The sequence below is a fragment of the Actinoplanes xinjiangensis genome (assembly GCF_003148685.1).
Lineage (GTDB): Bacteria > Actinomycetota > Actinomycetes > Mycobacteriales > Micromonosporaceae > Actinoplanes > Actinoplanes xinjiangensis.
Window position 1 is genome coordinate 68257 of sequence record NZ_QGGR01000038.1, and the last position, 14438, is coordinate 82694.

Annotated in this window: 10 protein-coding genes and 4 tRNA genes; 10 read left to right on the forward strand and 4 right to left on the reverse strand. The window is 70.7% G+C overall.

Features of this window, described 5'->3' with window-relative positions; all coding sequences use genetic code 11:
- Positions 1 to 7 precede the first annotated feature (7 nt).
- The 3 genes from BC793_RS43925 to BC793_RS43935 all read left to right on the forward strand — a co-directional run bounded on the left by BC793_RS43925 (position 8) and on the right by BC793_RS43935 (position 5337).
- Positions 8 to 1450 carry a glycoside hydrolase family 43 protein gene (locus tag BC793_RS43925; protein ID WP_109602576.1) on the forward strand — a complete coding sequence of 481 codons (1443 nt, stop codon included), beginning with the start codon at positions 8 to 10 and terminating at the stop codon, positions 1448 to 1450.
- Positions 1447 to 4752, forward strand: a complete 3306-nt coding sequence (locus tag BC793_RS43930; RefSeq protein WP_203896608.1) for an MGH1-like glycoside hydrolase domain-containing protein — start codon at positions 1447 to 1449, stop codon at positions 4750 to 4752. The genes BC793_RS43925 and BC793_RS43930 overlap by 4 nt, the downstream gene beginning before the upstream one ends.
- A gap of 192 nt (positions 4753 to 4944) precedes the next feature.
- Positions 4945 to 5337, forward strand: coding sequence for a nuclear transport factor 2 family protein (locus BC793_RS43935; RefSeq protein ID WP_109602577.1), 393 nt, complete (start codon positions 4945 to 4947; stop codon positions 5335 to 5337).
- Between the two features lie 84 nt (positions 5338 to 5421).
- Here BC793_RS43935 and BC793_RS43940 read toward each other — a convergent pair whose 3' ends face one another.
- Complete coding sequence (locus BC793_RS43940; protein ID WP_109602578.1) at positions 5422 to 5907, reverse strand: MarR family winged helix-turn-helix transcriptional regulator; 486 nt, start codon at positions 5905 to 5907, stop codon at positions 5422 to 5424.
- A gap of 126 nt (positions 5908 to 6033) precedes the next feature.
- On the opposite strand from BC793_RS43940, the gene BC793_RS43945 reads away from it, so the two are divergent.
- Together BC793_RS43945 and BC793_RS43950 are read left to right on the forward strand one after the other, a co-directional pair.
- Positions 6034 to 7668, forward strand: a complete 1635-nt coding sequence (locus BC793_RS43945; protein WP_109602595.1) for an ABC transporter ATP-binding protein — start codon at positions 6034 to 6036, stop codon at positions 7666 to 7668.
- Positions 7665 to 9392 carry an ABC transporter ATP-binding protein gene (locus BC793_RS43950; protein WP_109602579.1) on the forward strand — a complete coding sequence of 576 codons (1728 nt, stop codon included), beginning with the start codon at positions 7665 to 7667 and terminating at the stop codon, positions 9390 to 9392. Before BC793_RS43945 ends, BC793_RS43950 begins: the two co-directional genes overlap by 4 nt.
- Here BC793_RS43950 and BC793_RS43955 read toward each other — a convergent pair.
- The 3 genes from BC793_RS43955 to BC793_RS43965 all read right to left on the reverse strand — a co-directional run bounded on the left by BC793_RS43955 (position 9381) and on the right by BC793_RS43965 (position 13186).
- Complete coding sequence (locus tag BC793_RS43955) at positions 9381 to 10037, reverse strand: TetR/AcrR family transcriptional regulator (RefSeq protein ID WP_109602580.1); 657 nt, start codon at positions 10035 to 10037, stop codon at positions 9381 to 9383. The two genes, BC793_RS43950 and BC793_RS43955, sit on opposite strands and share 12 nt — an antisense overlap.
- Positions 10038 to 10208: 171 nt before the next feature.
- The gene (locus BC793_RS43960; RefSeq protein ID WP_109602581.1) at positions 10209 to 11816 is read right to left on the reverse strand and encodes a thiamine pyrophosphate-binding protein; all 1608 of its coding nucleotides are present in this window, start codon (positions 11814 to 11816) and stop codon (positions 10209 to 10211) included.
- 299 nt (positions 11817 to 12115) lie between these two features.
- A complete protein-coding gene (locus BC793_RS43965) occupies positions 12116 to 13186 on the reverse strand; it encodes a DUF4037 domain-containing protein (RefSeq protein WP_239170661.1) in 1071 nt (356 codons plus the stop codon).
- 211 nt (positions 13187 to 13397) lie between these two features.
- Between BC793_RS43965 and BC793_RS43970 the strand changes: the two genes are divergently transcribed.
- From BC793_RS43970 to BC793_RS43990, 5 genes are all read left to right on the forward strand, one after another.
- Positions 13398 to 13469 (forward strand) — tRNA-Asp (locus BC793_RS43970).
- Between the two features lie 10 nt (positions 13470 to 13479).
- Positions 13480 to 13553 (forward strand) — tRNA-Ile (locus BC793_RS43975).
- 12 nt (positions 13554 to 13565) lie between these two features.
- Positions 13566 to 13640, forward strand: a tRNA-Glu gene (locus tag BC793_RS43980).
- A 5-nt stretch (positions 13641 to 13645) separates the two neighbouring features.
- Positions 13646 to 13718, forward strand: a tRNA-Asn gene (locus BC793_RS43985).
- Between the two features lie 71 nt (positions 13719 to 13789).
- A complete protein-coding gene (locus BC793_RS43990; RefSeq protein WP_203896607.1) occupies positions 13790 to 14269 on the forward strand; it encodes an NUDIX domain-containing protein in 480 nt (159 codons plus the stop codon).
- Positions 14270 to 14438 lie beyond the last annotated feature (169 nt).

The following is a 14438-nucleotide window of genomic DNA, read 5'->3' on the forward strand; positions in this document are numbered from 1 at the left end:
TAATTCGATGTCTCGAAGAAGACGGGCAGCGGCGCTGTTCAGCGCGCTGCTCACCGCCGCCGCGGCGATAGCCGTCGCCACCCCCTCGCAGGCCGCCAACCCCATCATCACCAGCATCTACACCGCCGACCCGGCCCCGTTGGTCGTCGGCGGCACCATGTACGTCTACGCCGGCCGCGACGAGGCACCGGCCGGCGGCGGCAACTTCGTGATGCGCGAGTGGCACGTGCTGTCGTCCACCGACGCGGCGAACTGGACCGACAACGGCGCCCGCGCGAACATCGCCACGTTCCCGTGGGCCGGCGCCGACGCCTGGGCCGGCGAGGTCGAACCCCGCAACGGAAAGTACTACTGGTACACCTCGGTCAACGGCAACGGCGCCGGCTGGATGAACGTCGGCGTCGCCGTCGGTGACAGCCCGCTCGGCCCGTTCACCGACGCCAAGGGCGGGCCGCTGATCAGCGACAGCACCCCCAACTCGTCCGGCCTCAACATCGACCCGACCGTTTTCGTCGACGACGACGGGCAGGCCTACATGTACTGGGGCGGCTACTGGGCACCGCGAGCCGTGCGCCTGGCGAGCAACATGGTCGACACGGTCGGGTCGGTCGTCACGCCGACGGGACTCACGAACTACTGGGAGGCCCCGTGGATGTTCAAACGCAACGGCCTCTACTACATGATGTACGCCGCCAACGACACCAACGGCTGTGTCACCAACTCCAACTACGCCTGCCAGCGGTACGCCACCGCGACCAACCCGATGGGGCCGTGGACACACCGGGGCATCGTGCTCGGGCAGGTGTCGTCGACCACCAACCACGCCGGGGTCGTCGAGTTCAACGGGCAGTGGTACATCGTCTACCACAACGCCAACGCGCCCGGCGGCGGCAACTTCCGCAGGTCGGTGGCGGTCGACCGGCTCTACTTCAACGCTGACGGCACGATCCAGCAGGTCGTGCAGACGGCCACCGGGCCGCCGCCGAACCCGGGCGGTGGCGGTGGTGGGGGCAGCGGCACCAACATCGCGCCGAACGCCACGGCCACGACGTCCCACGTGTCGTCGTGGGAGAGCCTCGCCGCGGTCAACAACGGCGGGACACCGGCGAACTCACAGGACCGGTCGAACCTCGCGTACGGCAACTGGCCGCAACAGGGCACGCAATGGGTCGAGTACACCTGGCCGACCGCGCGGTCGATCAACAAGAGTGCGGTCTACTGGTTCGACGACGACCAGGGCATCGACCTGCCGGCGTCATGTGCACTGCAGTACTGGAACGGCAGTCAATATGTATCCGTTCAACTGCAGTCAACATGTGGTGTCAGCGGCAATGTTGAGAACGTCAACACGTTCGCCGGTGCAATCAACACGACCCGGCTCCGGCTGCAGATCACGTCACGCACCGGACTGTCCACGGGTGTCCTCGAGTGGAAGGCGTTCCAGTCATGAGGCGGCCGGACAACCGGACCTTCGGCGGCATGCGGCGCGTCGGGGCGTACACGATGGGCCTGGTGTTGATCGCGGCCTCGCTCTCGATCAACCCGCAGCCCGCGCTGGCCGCGCAACCCATCGGTTTCCCGGCCTTCGGTAATGCGGGATCGATCCCGGCGCCGCCGGTCGGCTACTCGACCGGTGACACGATGCGCGCCATCTACGACGCCGAGTCGGGCGGCACCGACTTCTGGATGGACCGGCTGCTGGCCCGCACCGGCAACGACCCGGCCGGCACCTGGCTGATGACCCGCGGCCGGGCCGCGTTCATGAACACCCACACCCCGTCGGTGATCGGCTTCGGCGGCAACGCCGCCTACTGGGACAACATCTCCAGCCAGAACGCCTACGCGATCACCGCGTCCACCGGCACCTTCACCGAGCAGGCCGGGCAACGCCGGCAGACCCCCAGCCACTGGCGCAGCGTGCACACCGGCGGCACGGTCCGGCTCGACGTCACGAAGTTCATCACCGACAACAACGTCCTGGTCACCAACGTCGCCGTGGTCAACAACGGCAGCGCGCCGACCACCCTGACGCTGAACGCCACGTCGCCCTACGCGACGACCGTCAGCGGCACCGAGCTGACCGGCACCCGGGCCGTCAAGAACAACCTGACGACCCTCTCCCCGCGGTTCTCCGGTGACGGGTTCACCGCCGCCAACGGGGCGCTGAGCCGATCGGTGACGGTCGCCGCCGGGCAGGCCGTCACCGTCAAGGTGCAGCTGGGCTGGGTCGCCACCGAGATCCCGGCGTCGCGCACCGAGTACGACGCCTACCGCACCCGGACCCCGGCCGACGCGTTCGCCACCCACGTCCGCACCTACAACCGGTGGTGGGCCGACAACGTGCCCTACATCGACGTTCCGGACGCGGCGATCAAGAAGAACATCTACTACCGCTGGTGGCTGATGCGCTTCAACCACCTCGACGCCGACATCCCGGGGCAGGACTTCCAGTTCCCGCAGTCGATCGAGGGCGTCACCGGCTACAACAACGCGATCGCGCTCACCCAGCCGATGCACATCGACGACCTCAAGTATCTGCGCGGCGCGGAATACTCCTACGGTCCGTACCTGGCGGTCGGCCAGTACTCGGCGAACGGCCGGTTCGTCGACAACCCCGGCGACCCGGAGAACTGGTCCAACTCGTACACCCAGTACATCGCCGAGGCGGCCTGGCGGGCCTATCAGATCCACGGCGGTCAGCCGGCCATGCTGACCAACTTCGCCCGCTACGCCGAGGGCGACGCCAAGGGGCAGCTCGCCACCTACGACACCAACAACAACGGCGTCATCGAGTACGACTGGGGCGCCATGACCGGCAACGACGCCGACGCCGTGTCGTTCCACTGGCGCGCCGGCAACCTCGACCGCGCCGAGACCGCCTACGTGTGGAGCGCCGCCAACGCCGCCCGTGACGCCTACACGCTGCTGGGCAACACGGCCAAGGCCACCGAGATGCAGACCCTCGCCGACCGGATCCGCAACGGCGTGATCAACACCCTGTGGAACCCGGACCGGCGGCTGCTGGAACACAAGCACGTCGCGACGAACACGCACGTGCCGTGGAAGGAGATCAACAACTACTACCCGTACGCGGTCGGGCTGATGCCGAACACCGCGCAGTACCGGGAGGCGTTGCGCCTGTTCGCCGACGCCGGCCAGTACCCGATCTTCCCGTTCTACACCGCCAACCAGGTCGACAAGGCGGCCGCCGCGGCCGCCGGCAACCCGGGCAGCAACAACTTCTCCACGATCAACTCCACGGTGCAGTTCCGGCTCTACTCGTCGGTGCTGCGCAACTACCCCAACACGTGGATGAACACCGACGACTACAAGAAGCTGCTCTACTGGAACGCCTGGGCACAGTACGTCGGCGGCGACACCAACTGGCCGGACGCCAACGAGTTCTGGGCCGACTGGAACGGCAGCGCCATCACGTACCGGTCGTGGATCCACCACAACATCCTCGGCAGCAGCAACTGGACGATCATCGAGGACGTCGCCGGACTCCGGCCCCGCAACGACGCGCAGATCCAGGTGTCGCCGATCAACATCGGCTGGAGCCACTTCGCGGTCAACAACCTGCGTTACCGCAACGCCGACCTGTCGATCGTCTGGGACGACCCGGCCGACGGCGTGACCCGGTATCCCGGGGTGCCGCAGGGCTACTCGATCTACCTCAACGGTACGCGCGTCGCGACGCTCAACCAGCTCGTGCCGTTCACGTACAACCCGGCGACCGGAGCCGTCACCACGACCGGGACGGTCGCGTTCAGCACGGCGTTCGCGTCACTGCAGGCACCGCAGAACGTGGTGCAGAGCGGCGCCCGCGTGGTCGACGTCTTCGCCAAGGCGGGCGTCGACCTCACCTCCACCCGGCCCAACCTGGCCGCGGGGGCCACCGCGTCGGCGTCGTACACCACCTCGGGCACCTCCGTGGCCGGCGCCGTCGACGGGCTGCCCACCAACGCGCCACTGTGGGGCAGCTTCGGCAGCACCAACGCCACCGACTGGTACGAGCTCAACTTCGGCAGCACCGCACGGACCGTCGACGAGGCATGGCTCTACTTCCGCAACGACCGGGCCGGCAACCGGTACCGTCCGCCCGCCGGTTACACCGTCCAATACTGGAACGGCAGCGCCTGGGTCAACGCGGCAGCGCAGGTCAGGACACCGGGCACCGCACAGTCCAACTTCAACAAGGTCACGTTCACGGCGGTCAGCACGACGCGGCTGCGGGTCCAGTTCACCCAGCCGTCCGGCAGCGCCAGAACCGGACTGACCGAGATCAAGCTGTACGGCCAGGGCACCGTACCGCCGGATCCCCGCCCCAACCTGGCCCCGTCGGCGACAGCGGGCGCGTCGTACACCTCGTCGTGGGAGAGCGTCGCCGCCATCAACGACGGCATCGACCCCCCCTCGTCGAACGACACCGCCAATCCGCGCTGGGGCACCTGGCCCAACCAGGGCGAGCAGTGGGCCGAGCTGACCTGGCCCGCGGCGCAGAATCTGCGATCGGCCCAGGTGTACTTCTTCGACGACAACCAGGGCATCGACCTGCCCGCGTCGTGGAAGCTGCAGTACTGGAACGGCACCGCCTACGTCGACGTGCCCGCGGCGAGCGGCTATCCCGTCGTCGCCGGCCAGTACAACACCGTCACCTTCGGGCCGGTCGCCACCACCCGGCTACGCGTCGCCCTCACCAGCGGCGCGGCCTCCGTCGGGCTCCTGGAGGTGAAGGCCTTCGCCTCGTGACGAACCGGTGAGGGGATCGGTGGCCGCCCGCGATCCGGGCGGCCACCGGCTTCCGGCCGGCGACGGCGACGTGAAAACACACCCGGGAATAATCTTCCTCAGAAGTTGATTCCACGGAAGATAAATGGTTGGCTGGGCTGCGCCGGCCCGCCGGGCACCCCGTCCCCGTTGGAACTCTGAGGAGCAACCACCATGACCAGCGCGAACATCGACATCGCCCGCACCTACTTCGCAGCCGTGCAGACCGGGGACATGGCGACCCTCGGTGAACTCCTCGACGAGGCGATCGTCTGGCACCAGCCCGGTGCCAACCGGTTCTCCGGGGACCGCAAGGGTCGCGACGCCGTCTTCCAGATGCTCGGCGGCATGATGGAGACCAGCCGGGGCACGTTCGCCATCGACGAGGTCCGCACCCTGATGGCCAACGGTGATCTGGTCGCCGCCACCATTCACTTCGGTGCCCGTCGTGACGACGCGTCGATGAGCATGGACGGCGTCGACCTCCTGCGCATCACCGCCGGCAGGATCACCGAGATGTGGCTGTTCTCCGGTGACCAGGCCGCCGAGGACGCCTTCTGGGGCTGACGCCGCCATCGTCCGGGGCCTTTGCGGCCCCGGACGGGAAGCCTCCCGGGGGTCAGTCCACCGCCACTGCGCGGCCGTCGCGGCTCAGGAGGCGGCCCGGTCCCGCCCGGGCGTACGCCCGGTGGCCTTCCGCTCCAGGTCCAGCGCCCGTCCGGCCGCCCGCAGCGTGCTCAGCACCGCCGTGACGTCGTGCACCGCCTGCTCGGAGATCACCGAGCCGATCCGCAGCTCCAGCTCCTCCTCGAAGACCTCCAGTGCCCGTTGTGCCACCGTGCGCCCCTCGGCCGTCAACTCGACCACCGACGAGCGGCGGTCGTTCGGATTGGCCCGCCGCTCACACAGGCCCGCCGCCTCCAGGCGGTCGACCACCTTACTCGTGCCGCCGACCGTGATCGAGAACTCCTCCGCGATGTCCTGGATCCGCGGTCCCGGCCGGCGCAACAGCAGGTGCAGCACCTCGAACGAGGTCAGCGGCAGTCCCACCTCGGCTCGCAGCCGCGCCTCGACGCCGCCCCACAGCTCGATCTCCAACGAGACCAGCTCCCGGTACAGCCGCTTCAGATCAGCCATCACTCATCTTCCGAAGAATCATCTTCCTTGGATGATTGATCGTAGGTCACCGGAACGGCGGGGTGGACCAGAGCGGTCCCGACCTATTACCTTACGCGTACGGTAATAGGCGGGGGAGTGATCGGCATGACCATCGGGCAACTGTTGCGGCCACACGTCACCGGGTTCGTGATCGTCGCGGCACTACAGGTGGCCGGGGCACTCGCCGGCCTGGCGCCGCTGCTCGCGGTGGCCGAGGTGGGGCGGGTGCTGCTGGCGCCCGGCCCGGTGGAGGGCGGCCACCTCGCGACGGTCGTGTTCCTCGGCGCCGCCGGGCTGCTGCTGCGGCTGCTGCTCACCGCGGCGTCGGCCGGCCTCGGGCACCTGCTCGACGGGCGGGTCCAGCTCACCCTGCGCAGAGAGCTCGCCGCAGCCCTGGGCCGTGCGCCGCTCGGCTGGCTCGACCACCGGCGCACCGGCGAACTGGCGAAGGTCGTCGGCGACGACGTGACGGCCGTGCACCCGTTCATCGCGCACGCCCCGGGTGAACTGACCGCGGCGTTCGCCGTGCCGCTGGTGTCGCTGATCTACCTGCTGACCGTCGACTGGCGGCTCACCCTGATCACCCTGGTCCCGGTGGTGGCGGCGATCGCGCTCGTCCCGCTGCTGATGACCTCCGGCCGTACCCGCGAACAGAAGGCCTTCGACGCGGCCCTGGGCCGCATCGCCGACACCAGCGTGGAATACGTCCGCGGCATCGCCGTCGTCAAGGCGTTCGGCGGAGCCGACCACGCCCATCGCCGTTTCCTCACCGCCGCCGACGACTTCGTCGACATCTTCACCCGATGGGTACGCGGCGTGTCCGCCGTCGCGGCCGGGATGCAGCTGGCGCTGTCTGCGCCGTTCGTGCTGCTCGCCGTGCTGACCGGTGGCACCGCGCTGATCACCTCCGGCCACCTCGCCCCGCCCGATCTGCTGGCGTTCCTCCTGCTCGGTCTCGGCCTGACCGCCCCGGTGGCGGCTCTGGGGCACGGCTTCGACGACCTGCAGGCCGCCGGCCGGGCGGTCGGCCGGATCCGCGACGTGCTCGCCGTCGAACCGCTGCCCGAACCGGCGCACCCGGTCGTCCCGGACGGTGACCGCCTCGAATGGCGCGGTGTGCGGTTCGCCTACGACGGGCGCGAGGTGCTGCGCGGCGTCGACCTGACCGTGGAACCGGGCACCATCACCGCACTGACCGGGCCGTCCGGCAGCGGCAAGTCGACGCTGGTGCGGCTGCTGCCACGGTTCTTCGACCCGGACGCCGGTTCGATCCTCCTCGGCGGTGTGGACCTGCGCGACATCGGCGGGCGGGAGCTGCACCGGCGGATCTCCTTCGTGTTCCAGGACGTGCGCCTGCTGCGTACCTCGGTGGCCGACAACATCTCCCTCGCCGTGCCGGAAGCCGACCGCGACGCGGTGATCCGTGCGGCGAAGCTCGCGCACATCCACGACCGCATCCTGGAGCTGCCGCGCGGCTACGACACGGTCCTCGGCGAGGAGGCCGAACTCTCCGGCGGTGAGGCGCAGCGGATCGCACTGGCCCGTGCTTTGGCAGCGCGGACACCGATCCTGGTGCTCGACGAGGCGACCGCGTTCGCCGACCCCCAGACCGACCGGGCGGTACGCCGGACGCTGGCCACCCTGCGCGACCGGACGGTGCTGGTGATCGCGCACCGGCCGGAGACCCTCGCCGGCGCCGACACCGTGGTGACGCTGCGCGACGGGGTGATCGTCCGATGATCCGGACCCTGCTGCGCGTGCTCGGCCACGAGTACGCCGTGCCGATGCGCCGCACCGTTGTCCTGATGGTGCTCACCGCCGTCGCCGAGGGCCTGCTCTACGCCCTGCTCGTGCCGCTGTTGCGGGCGCTGCTGGGCGGTACACCGGCGGACGCCCGGCCGTGGCTGATCGCGTTCGCCGTGGCGGTCGCCGGTTACGCCCTGCTGCGCTACCGCAGTGACCTGGCCGGTATGCGGGTCGGTACCACGATGCTGCGCGGCATGTACCACCGTCTCGGCCGGCACCTGGCCCGGCTGCCGATCGCCTGGTTCACCGGCGCGCGGGTCGGCGAGGTGTCCTCGATGGCCGGCCGCGGACTGCTCGCCGCGATGGGGGTGGCCGCCCATCTGATGGCGCCGTTCGTGGCCGCCTGCGTCACCCCGCTGACGATCGTCGTGGTGATCACCGTCGTCGACTGGCGGCTGGGGCTGACCGCGCTGGTCGCGGCACCGCTCGTGGTGGCCGTCCACGTGGTGACCGCGCGGTCGGCCGCCGCCGCCGACACCGCCCACGCCGGGCGGGCCGACGAGGCGGCCGCCCGGGTCGTCGAATTCGTGCAGGCCCAGCCGGTCCTGCGGGCCGGCGGCCGGGACGGTTTCGAGCCGCTCGACCGGGCGCTGCGGGAGGTCGAGCGGGCGTCGCGCCGCCGGACCCTGTCGGTGCTGCCGGGCGCGGTCGGCCTGGCCGTGACCGTGCAGTTCGTCTTCACCGCCGTGCTGGCCCTCGGCGTCGCCCTCGCGGTGGGCGGCGGCCCGCACCGGACCGGCGCGGCGGCGGCCGGCAGCGATGGGCTCGTGACCGCCGCGGAACTGCTGGTGATCCTGGTGCTCGCCGCCCGCGCCGCCGACCCGCTGCTGTCACTCTCGGACATCGGTGGCAAACTCCGCGCCGCCCGCGGCGAATGGGACCGCCTCGACCGCCTGCTGCGCACCGCACCCCTGCCCGAACCGGCGAACCCGGTCCGCCCCGCCCGCCACGACCTGGAGTTCGACGCGGTGACCTCCCGTGACGGCGACCGCATCGTCCTGGACGGGGTGTCGCTGACCGTGCCGCAGGGGCGGCGACTCGCCGTGGTCGGCCCGTCCGGCGCCGGCAAGTCCACGCTGCTGCGCCTGCAGGCCAGGTTCGCCGACGTGGACGGGGGCGCGATCCGGGTCGGCGGCGCCGACGTCCGCGACATGGACCCGGCCGACCTGACCGCCCGCATCGCGATCGTCTTCCAGGACGTCTACCTCTTCGACGCCACGATCGAGGAGAACGTGCGGCTCGGCCGCCCCACCGCCACCGACGAGGAGGTACGGGCCGCCGCCACCGCCGCGAGACTGGACGAGGTCGTCGACCGGCTGCCCGACGGCTGGTTGACGATCGTGGGGGAGGGCGGCACGCTGCTGTCCGGCGGCGAGCGCCAGCGGGTCTCGATCGCGCGGGCCCTGCTCAAGGACGCACCGATCGTGCTCCTCGACGAGGTGACGTCGGCGCTCGACCCGGACAACGAGGCGGCCGTCCATGCCGGCATCGACCGGTTGATGTCCGGCCGTACCGTCATCATGGTCGCCCACCGGATGCGGACCGTGCGCCGGGCCGACCGGGTGGTCTTCCTCGACGGCGGGCGGATCACCGAGCAGGGCACCCCCGACGAGCTGCTGCGTCTCGGCGGCCGGTACGCCGCGTTCTCAGGGGAGTAGCCCGTCGACGATCGCCGTCAGCGCCCGCCGGTGGGTGTCGCGGGCGTTGAGTTCGGCCCAGCGCCCGGCCAGCGACGCCAGCCGCGGATGGTCGTCGGCGGTCAGCCCGGCGACGACCCCGTCCTGGTGGGCCGCACCGGCCCGGGCGCGGCGGCGACCCCCGGTCACCCGGATGATCAGGTCGCCGACGATGTAGAACCAGATAGTCCGGTACACGTAGAACGCCTCGTCCTCGGTGAGCCCGCAGTCGGCGGCCGCGCCCACCATCACCTCGACGATCCACAACGCCGACGGCCCGATCAGGTCGTCGCCGGTCAGCACCTCGACGATCCACGGCCGCTCCGCCAGCAACTCGTAGAGCAGCACCGACGCGGCCACCAGCCGGTCCCGCGGCTCGGCCGGCAGGTCCGGCCGCGGCATCGTCCGGGCCTGCGACTCCAGCACCCGTACCAGCAGCTCGTCCTTGTCGCGGACATGGTGGTAGAGCGCCATCGGCGTACTGCCCAGCTCGGTCGCCAACCGCCGCATCGACAGCTTCTCCGGGCCCTCGGCCACCAGCACGCGCTCCGCCGCGGCGATGATCGCCGCCAGCGACAGGCGGGGCGGACGGCCGACGCCCCGTGGGCGGGACACCTCTGCGGACATGTCCCCATCCTTCCCGACCGGCCCACCGGTGTGGTGCGGTGTACCGATGGCCGATCCGGCCGCGACACCTGGGGAACGTCGTGACCGGCGAGGAGCCTAGCCGCAGTTGTCCTGGCACGAGTCCGGGGCCCTCGACGACGTCGAACGACGGATCGGGTGGACCTTCGATCTCTAGTGGCCGCCGAAGGGCTCCGCCTCCCACCAGGACGGGTGTGCGGCGGTGACCTTCGCGTCGACGACCATCGGCAGCTCACGGGGGCCGGCCAGCCACTCCCGGACCGGATCAAGATCTTCGGGCCGGCGTACGGTCACCGCCGCGCACCCGTGACCGCGGGCGATGGCGGCCAGATCCGTCTCCGGCACCACCACCGTGGACAGCCCGTGGCCGGCCGGCCCGGTCCCGGACGCCTCGTCGTTCCACACCACGATCAGCATGCCGAGGCCGAGCCGCCGGATGGTGTCGAGTTCGGCGATACCCGTCAGGAAACCGCCGCCCCCGCACGCCGCGACGGGCAGCCGGCCGGGGCTCGCCAGCGCCGCCCCGAGCGCGCTCGCCAGGCCCGACCCGATCGACGGGAAAGCCTGGGTGAACACGAAACCGTGGTGATCCGGAACGGACAGGAACATCGATGGGTAGCCCATGAAGTCGCCCGCGTCGACGGCGATCACCCGTTCGGCGGGGAGCAGGTCGTCGAGGGTGACGGCGAGGGTCCGTGGGTCGATGGTGGACCCGTCGCCGGTGTCGGTGTACCCGACGTCGCGCCAGCGTCCCCGGTCGCGCAGCTTCGCCCGTACCTCATCGGTCCGGTAGGCCTGCCGCTGATCGGGGAGCGCGCCGGCCACGGCGAGCGCCGTCAAACGTGCGTCCCCGCAGATACCCAGGTCGACGCGGTGATGGACGCCGAAGGCGGACGGTTCGAGGTCCACCTGCACGACCGCGGCGTCGGGCCCGATAAGCGCACCGTGCCGGGTGGTCCACCCGTCCAGCGAGGCGCCCCACGCGACCACCACGTCCGCGTCGCGGATCAGCTCGGCCGCCGGCGGCGTGGCGAAACCGCCGGAGACGTCGAGGTTCCAGTCGTCGCCGGCGAACAGGCCCTTCGCCGCCGCCGACGTGGCCAGCAGTGCACCCGCCGCCGCTGCCAGCGCCTCCACCTCGGCCCGTGCGCAGAGAGCGCCGCGGCCGGCGATGAACACCGGTCGCCCGGCGTTCTTCAGCAGATGGGCCAGAGCGGTCACGGCGTCGTCGGACGCACGGGGCGGCTGCATCGCCGGCGCGGGCGGGACCTCGTCCGGTTCGGCGGCCTCGGCCTGCACGTCCATCGGCAGGTGGAGTACTACGGTGCGCCGTTGCAGAACCGCGGTCCGCCATGCGCGGGTCGTGTCCGCGACCGCCGACGCGGGGCCGTGCACCCGATCGCCGACCGCGCCGACCGCATGTGCCAGCGCCCCCTGATCGACCCGGCCGGCCGCCGGCTCCACGGCCAGGACGATCAACGGGGTACGGCTCTTCGCCGCCTCCGCGATCCCGGTCATCGCGTTCGTCAGGCCGCCACCCTGATGCACCGTGATCACCCCGGGCCGTCCGCTGACCCGTGCGTACGCGTCCGCGGCCGTCGCCGCGCCGCCCTCGTGGCGGGTGGCGACGAACCGGGCGCCGTTGGCGACCAGCGCGTTCGTGACATGGGGGTGCCCGCTGCCGACGACGCCGAAGACCAGATCGGCGCCGAGTCTCGCGAGGGTCTCGCCGACCACGTCGGCAACGGTCCGGTCGCTCACCCGCTCACGTCCCGGCCGGCGCCGGCAGCCGGGCCGGGATTCCGGGCCCGCCGGTGATCGGCGGCGAGGGCAACGGAGCCTGCGCAACAGTCATCGGCAAACCCTACGGCGGTCGCGTTCCGTGCGGCAGCCATCGACGCGGACTTCGGCCTTACGGGGTGCTTCCGCTTCACCCGGCGGCCACGCCGCGCATGATCCGGCGCGCTGCGGCTCCCGCCGGTGGTCCGGCTCCGCATGATCCGGCGCGCTGCGCCTTCAATCGGTCGTCACGCCGCGCATGATCCGGCCGTGTTGCGCCTTCAATCGGGCGTCACGCCGCGCATGATCCGGCGTGCCAGGTTCGGGCGTTCCAGGACGTCGGTGCTGTCGGCGAACTGGTCGATGGCCCCGAAGCCGGGCGGTTCGCCGCCGGTCAGCGCGGCGGCGAACCGTCCCGCGTCGATCACCGGGAACGGCCGGTCGAAATAGGGGCGCCGGATCGCGTCGACCGGCTCGGCGATGCCGAGCCGGTTCTGCCACGCACCGGCCGCCTCGTAGGCGTCACACAGCGCGTCCTGACGCTGCCGCACATCACCGGCGGCAAGGGCTTCGTGCAGCGCGGCGACGATCCCGGCCGCCTCCGGCAGAGCGGTGAGGGCACTTCCCAACCACTTGCTGTACGGCGGGAAGCGCCGCGCCAACAGCAGCGTCAACCGCATGACGTCCCGGGCCAGGCGCGCCGCGACGATCCGGCTGCCCAGCTCGTCACCGGTTTCGGCGGCCCGCCCGACGAACGCCTCCTCCTGCGCGATCCGTTGCCACTGGGCGGCCAGCACCTGCCGCCACACGTCGTCCGGATACCAGTGCAGCCGGGTCCGCAACGCGGTCAGCTGCCCGATGCCGTCGTGGAACACCTCGCCGCCGACCGTCTCGGCGAGCCGCTGGGTGGGCGTGGCCAGCCAGTCCAGAGTGGTGGGTGCCCGGCCCCAGGCGTCGAAGCCGAGCCGATCGGCCGACCAGCTCGCCACGTCGGTGATCTGCACGCGGTGGGCGACCGGCCCGGTCGTCGGCGTCATCACACGGACCCGCGCGTCAGCCGGTGCGAAGTTCGTCGGCCACCCGCCGATCTGCTTCGGCAGTCGTTGCGTGAGCAGCACCGACAGTTCGGCGCCGTGCCGCGCGACATCCTCCGGCAGCAGGAACAGCTCCAGCCGCGGACCCCAGTCGTGGTCGACCGAACGCGGCGTGTCGAACCCGAGCACCTCCGAACCCGGCCCGATCCGGGCGGCGGCGTGGGGCAGCCCCGGGAGAACCTCGTCGAGCAGCGGACGGACGGCGTCGGTGTAGAAGGCCCGGCACAGTCGCAGGCCCGGCACGAAATCTGGCAGCACGATGCCACGATAAATGCGTTGCCCGCTCCGGGCGAGCGGCTTACTGTTTCCACCAGTTCCACACCGACCCGGGGGAGACCGAGATGAACGCGATCAATGAAGATATTATCCGGTGGCGCCGATAGATCGCTTCAGCGTTCGTCGCGCCGCCCATTCCACATCGGAATCGGGCGGTTTTCTGTATCCAGCCCCGGTCGACCCGGGACACCCAGCCCCGTTGGCTCAATGGGAGAGCGCCCGCCTGTCGAGCGGGAGGCCGCCGGTTCGATCCCGGCACGGGGCGCGAAGCACATGTCGCCGTAGCTCAGCCGGTCAGAGCGCCGATCTGATAAGTCGGAGGCCGGTGGTTCGAACCCACCCGGCGACACGCAACACCTTTGGCGCGGTGGACGAAAGGAAGAATCGCCCGGCTTTCACCCGGGACATGTTGCGGGTTCGAATCCCGTTCGCGCTGCACGATCCGGCGTCGCCCAACGGCAGGGCACCGCACTGTTGATGCGCACAGGTGAAGGTTCGAATCCTTCCGCCGGAGCTTCATCACTCCATCAGGTAGACGTGATAAAGGACGGTTGTTCCTAGCATTGAGGCACCCTCAACGCAACGTTGATCGGAGCCGGGAAGTGCCGTCGACATGACCCATTTTCGTATTCCCATTCTCGCGGCCGGTGCCGTGGTCTGGCGGCCGGCGGGTGCGACGAAGGAGGTCGTCCTCGTGCACCGCCCCCGCGGGGACTGGAGCGTCCCGAAGGCAGGGCGGCGTTCGGCGAACCGCTTGCCGCGGCCGCCGTCCGGGAGGTCCGGGAGGAGACCGGACTGAGCGTCGTCCTCGGACCGTGGCTGGCCGGGACCCGCTACGACAAGGCCGGCTGGCCGAAGGTGATCGACTACTTCGCGGCCGTCACCGCCCCGGCGACCGCGGACCTGTTCACCCCGTCCACCGAGATCGACGAGATGTGCCGGCGACCGCTGGACCAGGCAACGGCCCTGCTGATGGGAGCCTGGGGGACGACGGCAGCACACGATCGGCGATCGTGGGCGCTGACCCTCGGTATCGCCGTGGTGGGGTCGCACGATCGGTCCTAGGTGAGCGTTCGTCTTCGCCATTACGAGGACAGGGTCACACAAATGCGCTGCGTGTGCTTGCGTTGTCGCTGCCACTAGTACTGCAACCCGATGTCGTTGCTTACGGCGGTTCGAGTCGTTTGCGGTAGTGACAGGCTCGAGCTTGTTCCTGGCGTCGGCGGCGATATCG

Excerpts from the sequence above, each read along its gene's own strand:
- BC793_RS43925 (WP_109602576.1), top strand. The coding sequence starts at position 8 with ATGTCTCGAAGAAGACGGGCAGCGGCGCTGTTCAGCGCGCTGCTCACC.
- BC793_RS43930 (WP_203896608.1), top strand. The coding sequence starts at position 1,447 with ATGAGGCGGCCGGACAACCGGACCTTCGGCGGCATGCGGCGCGTCGGG.
- BC793_RS43935 (WP_109602577.1), top strand. The coding sequence starts at position 4,945 with ATGACCAGCGCGAACATCGACATCGCCCGCACCTACTTCGCAGCCGTG.
- BC793_RS43940 (WP_109602578.1), bottom strand. The coding sequence starts at position 5,907 with ATGGCTGATCTGAAGCGGCTGTACCGGGAGCTGGTCTCGTTGGAGATC.
- BC793_RS43945 (WP_109602595.1), top strand. The coding sequence starts at position 6,034 with ATGACCATCGGGCAACTGTTGCGGCCACACGTCACCGGGTTCGTGATC.
- BC793_RS43950 (WP_109602579.1), top strand. The coding sequence starts at position 7,665 with ATGATCCGGACCCTGCTGCGCGTGCTCGGCCACGAGTACGCCGTGCCG.
- BC793_RS43955 (WP_109602580.1), bottom strand. The coding sequence starts at position 10,037 with ATGTCCGCAGAGGTGTCCCGCCCACGGGGCGTCGGCCGTCCGCCCCGC.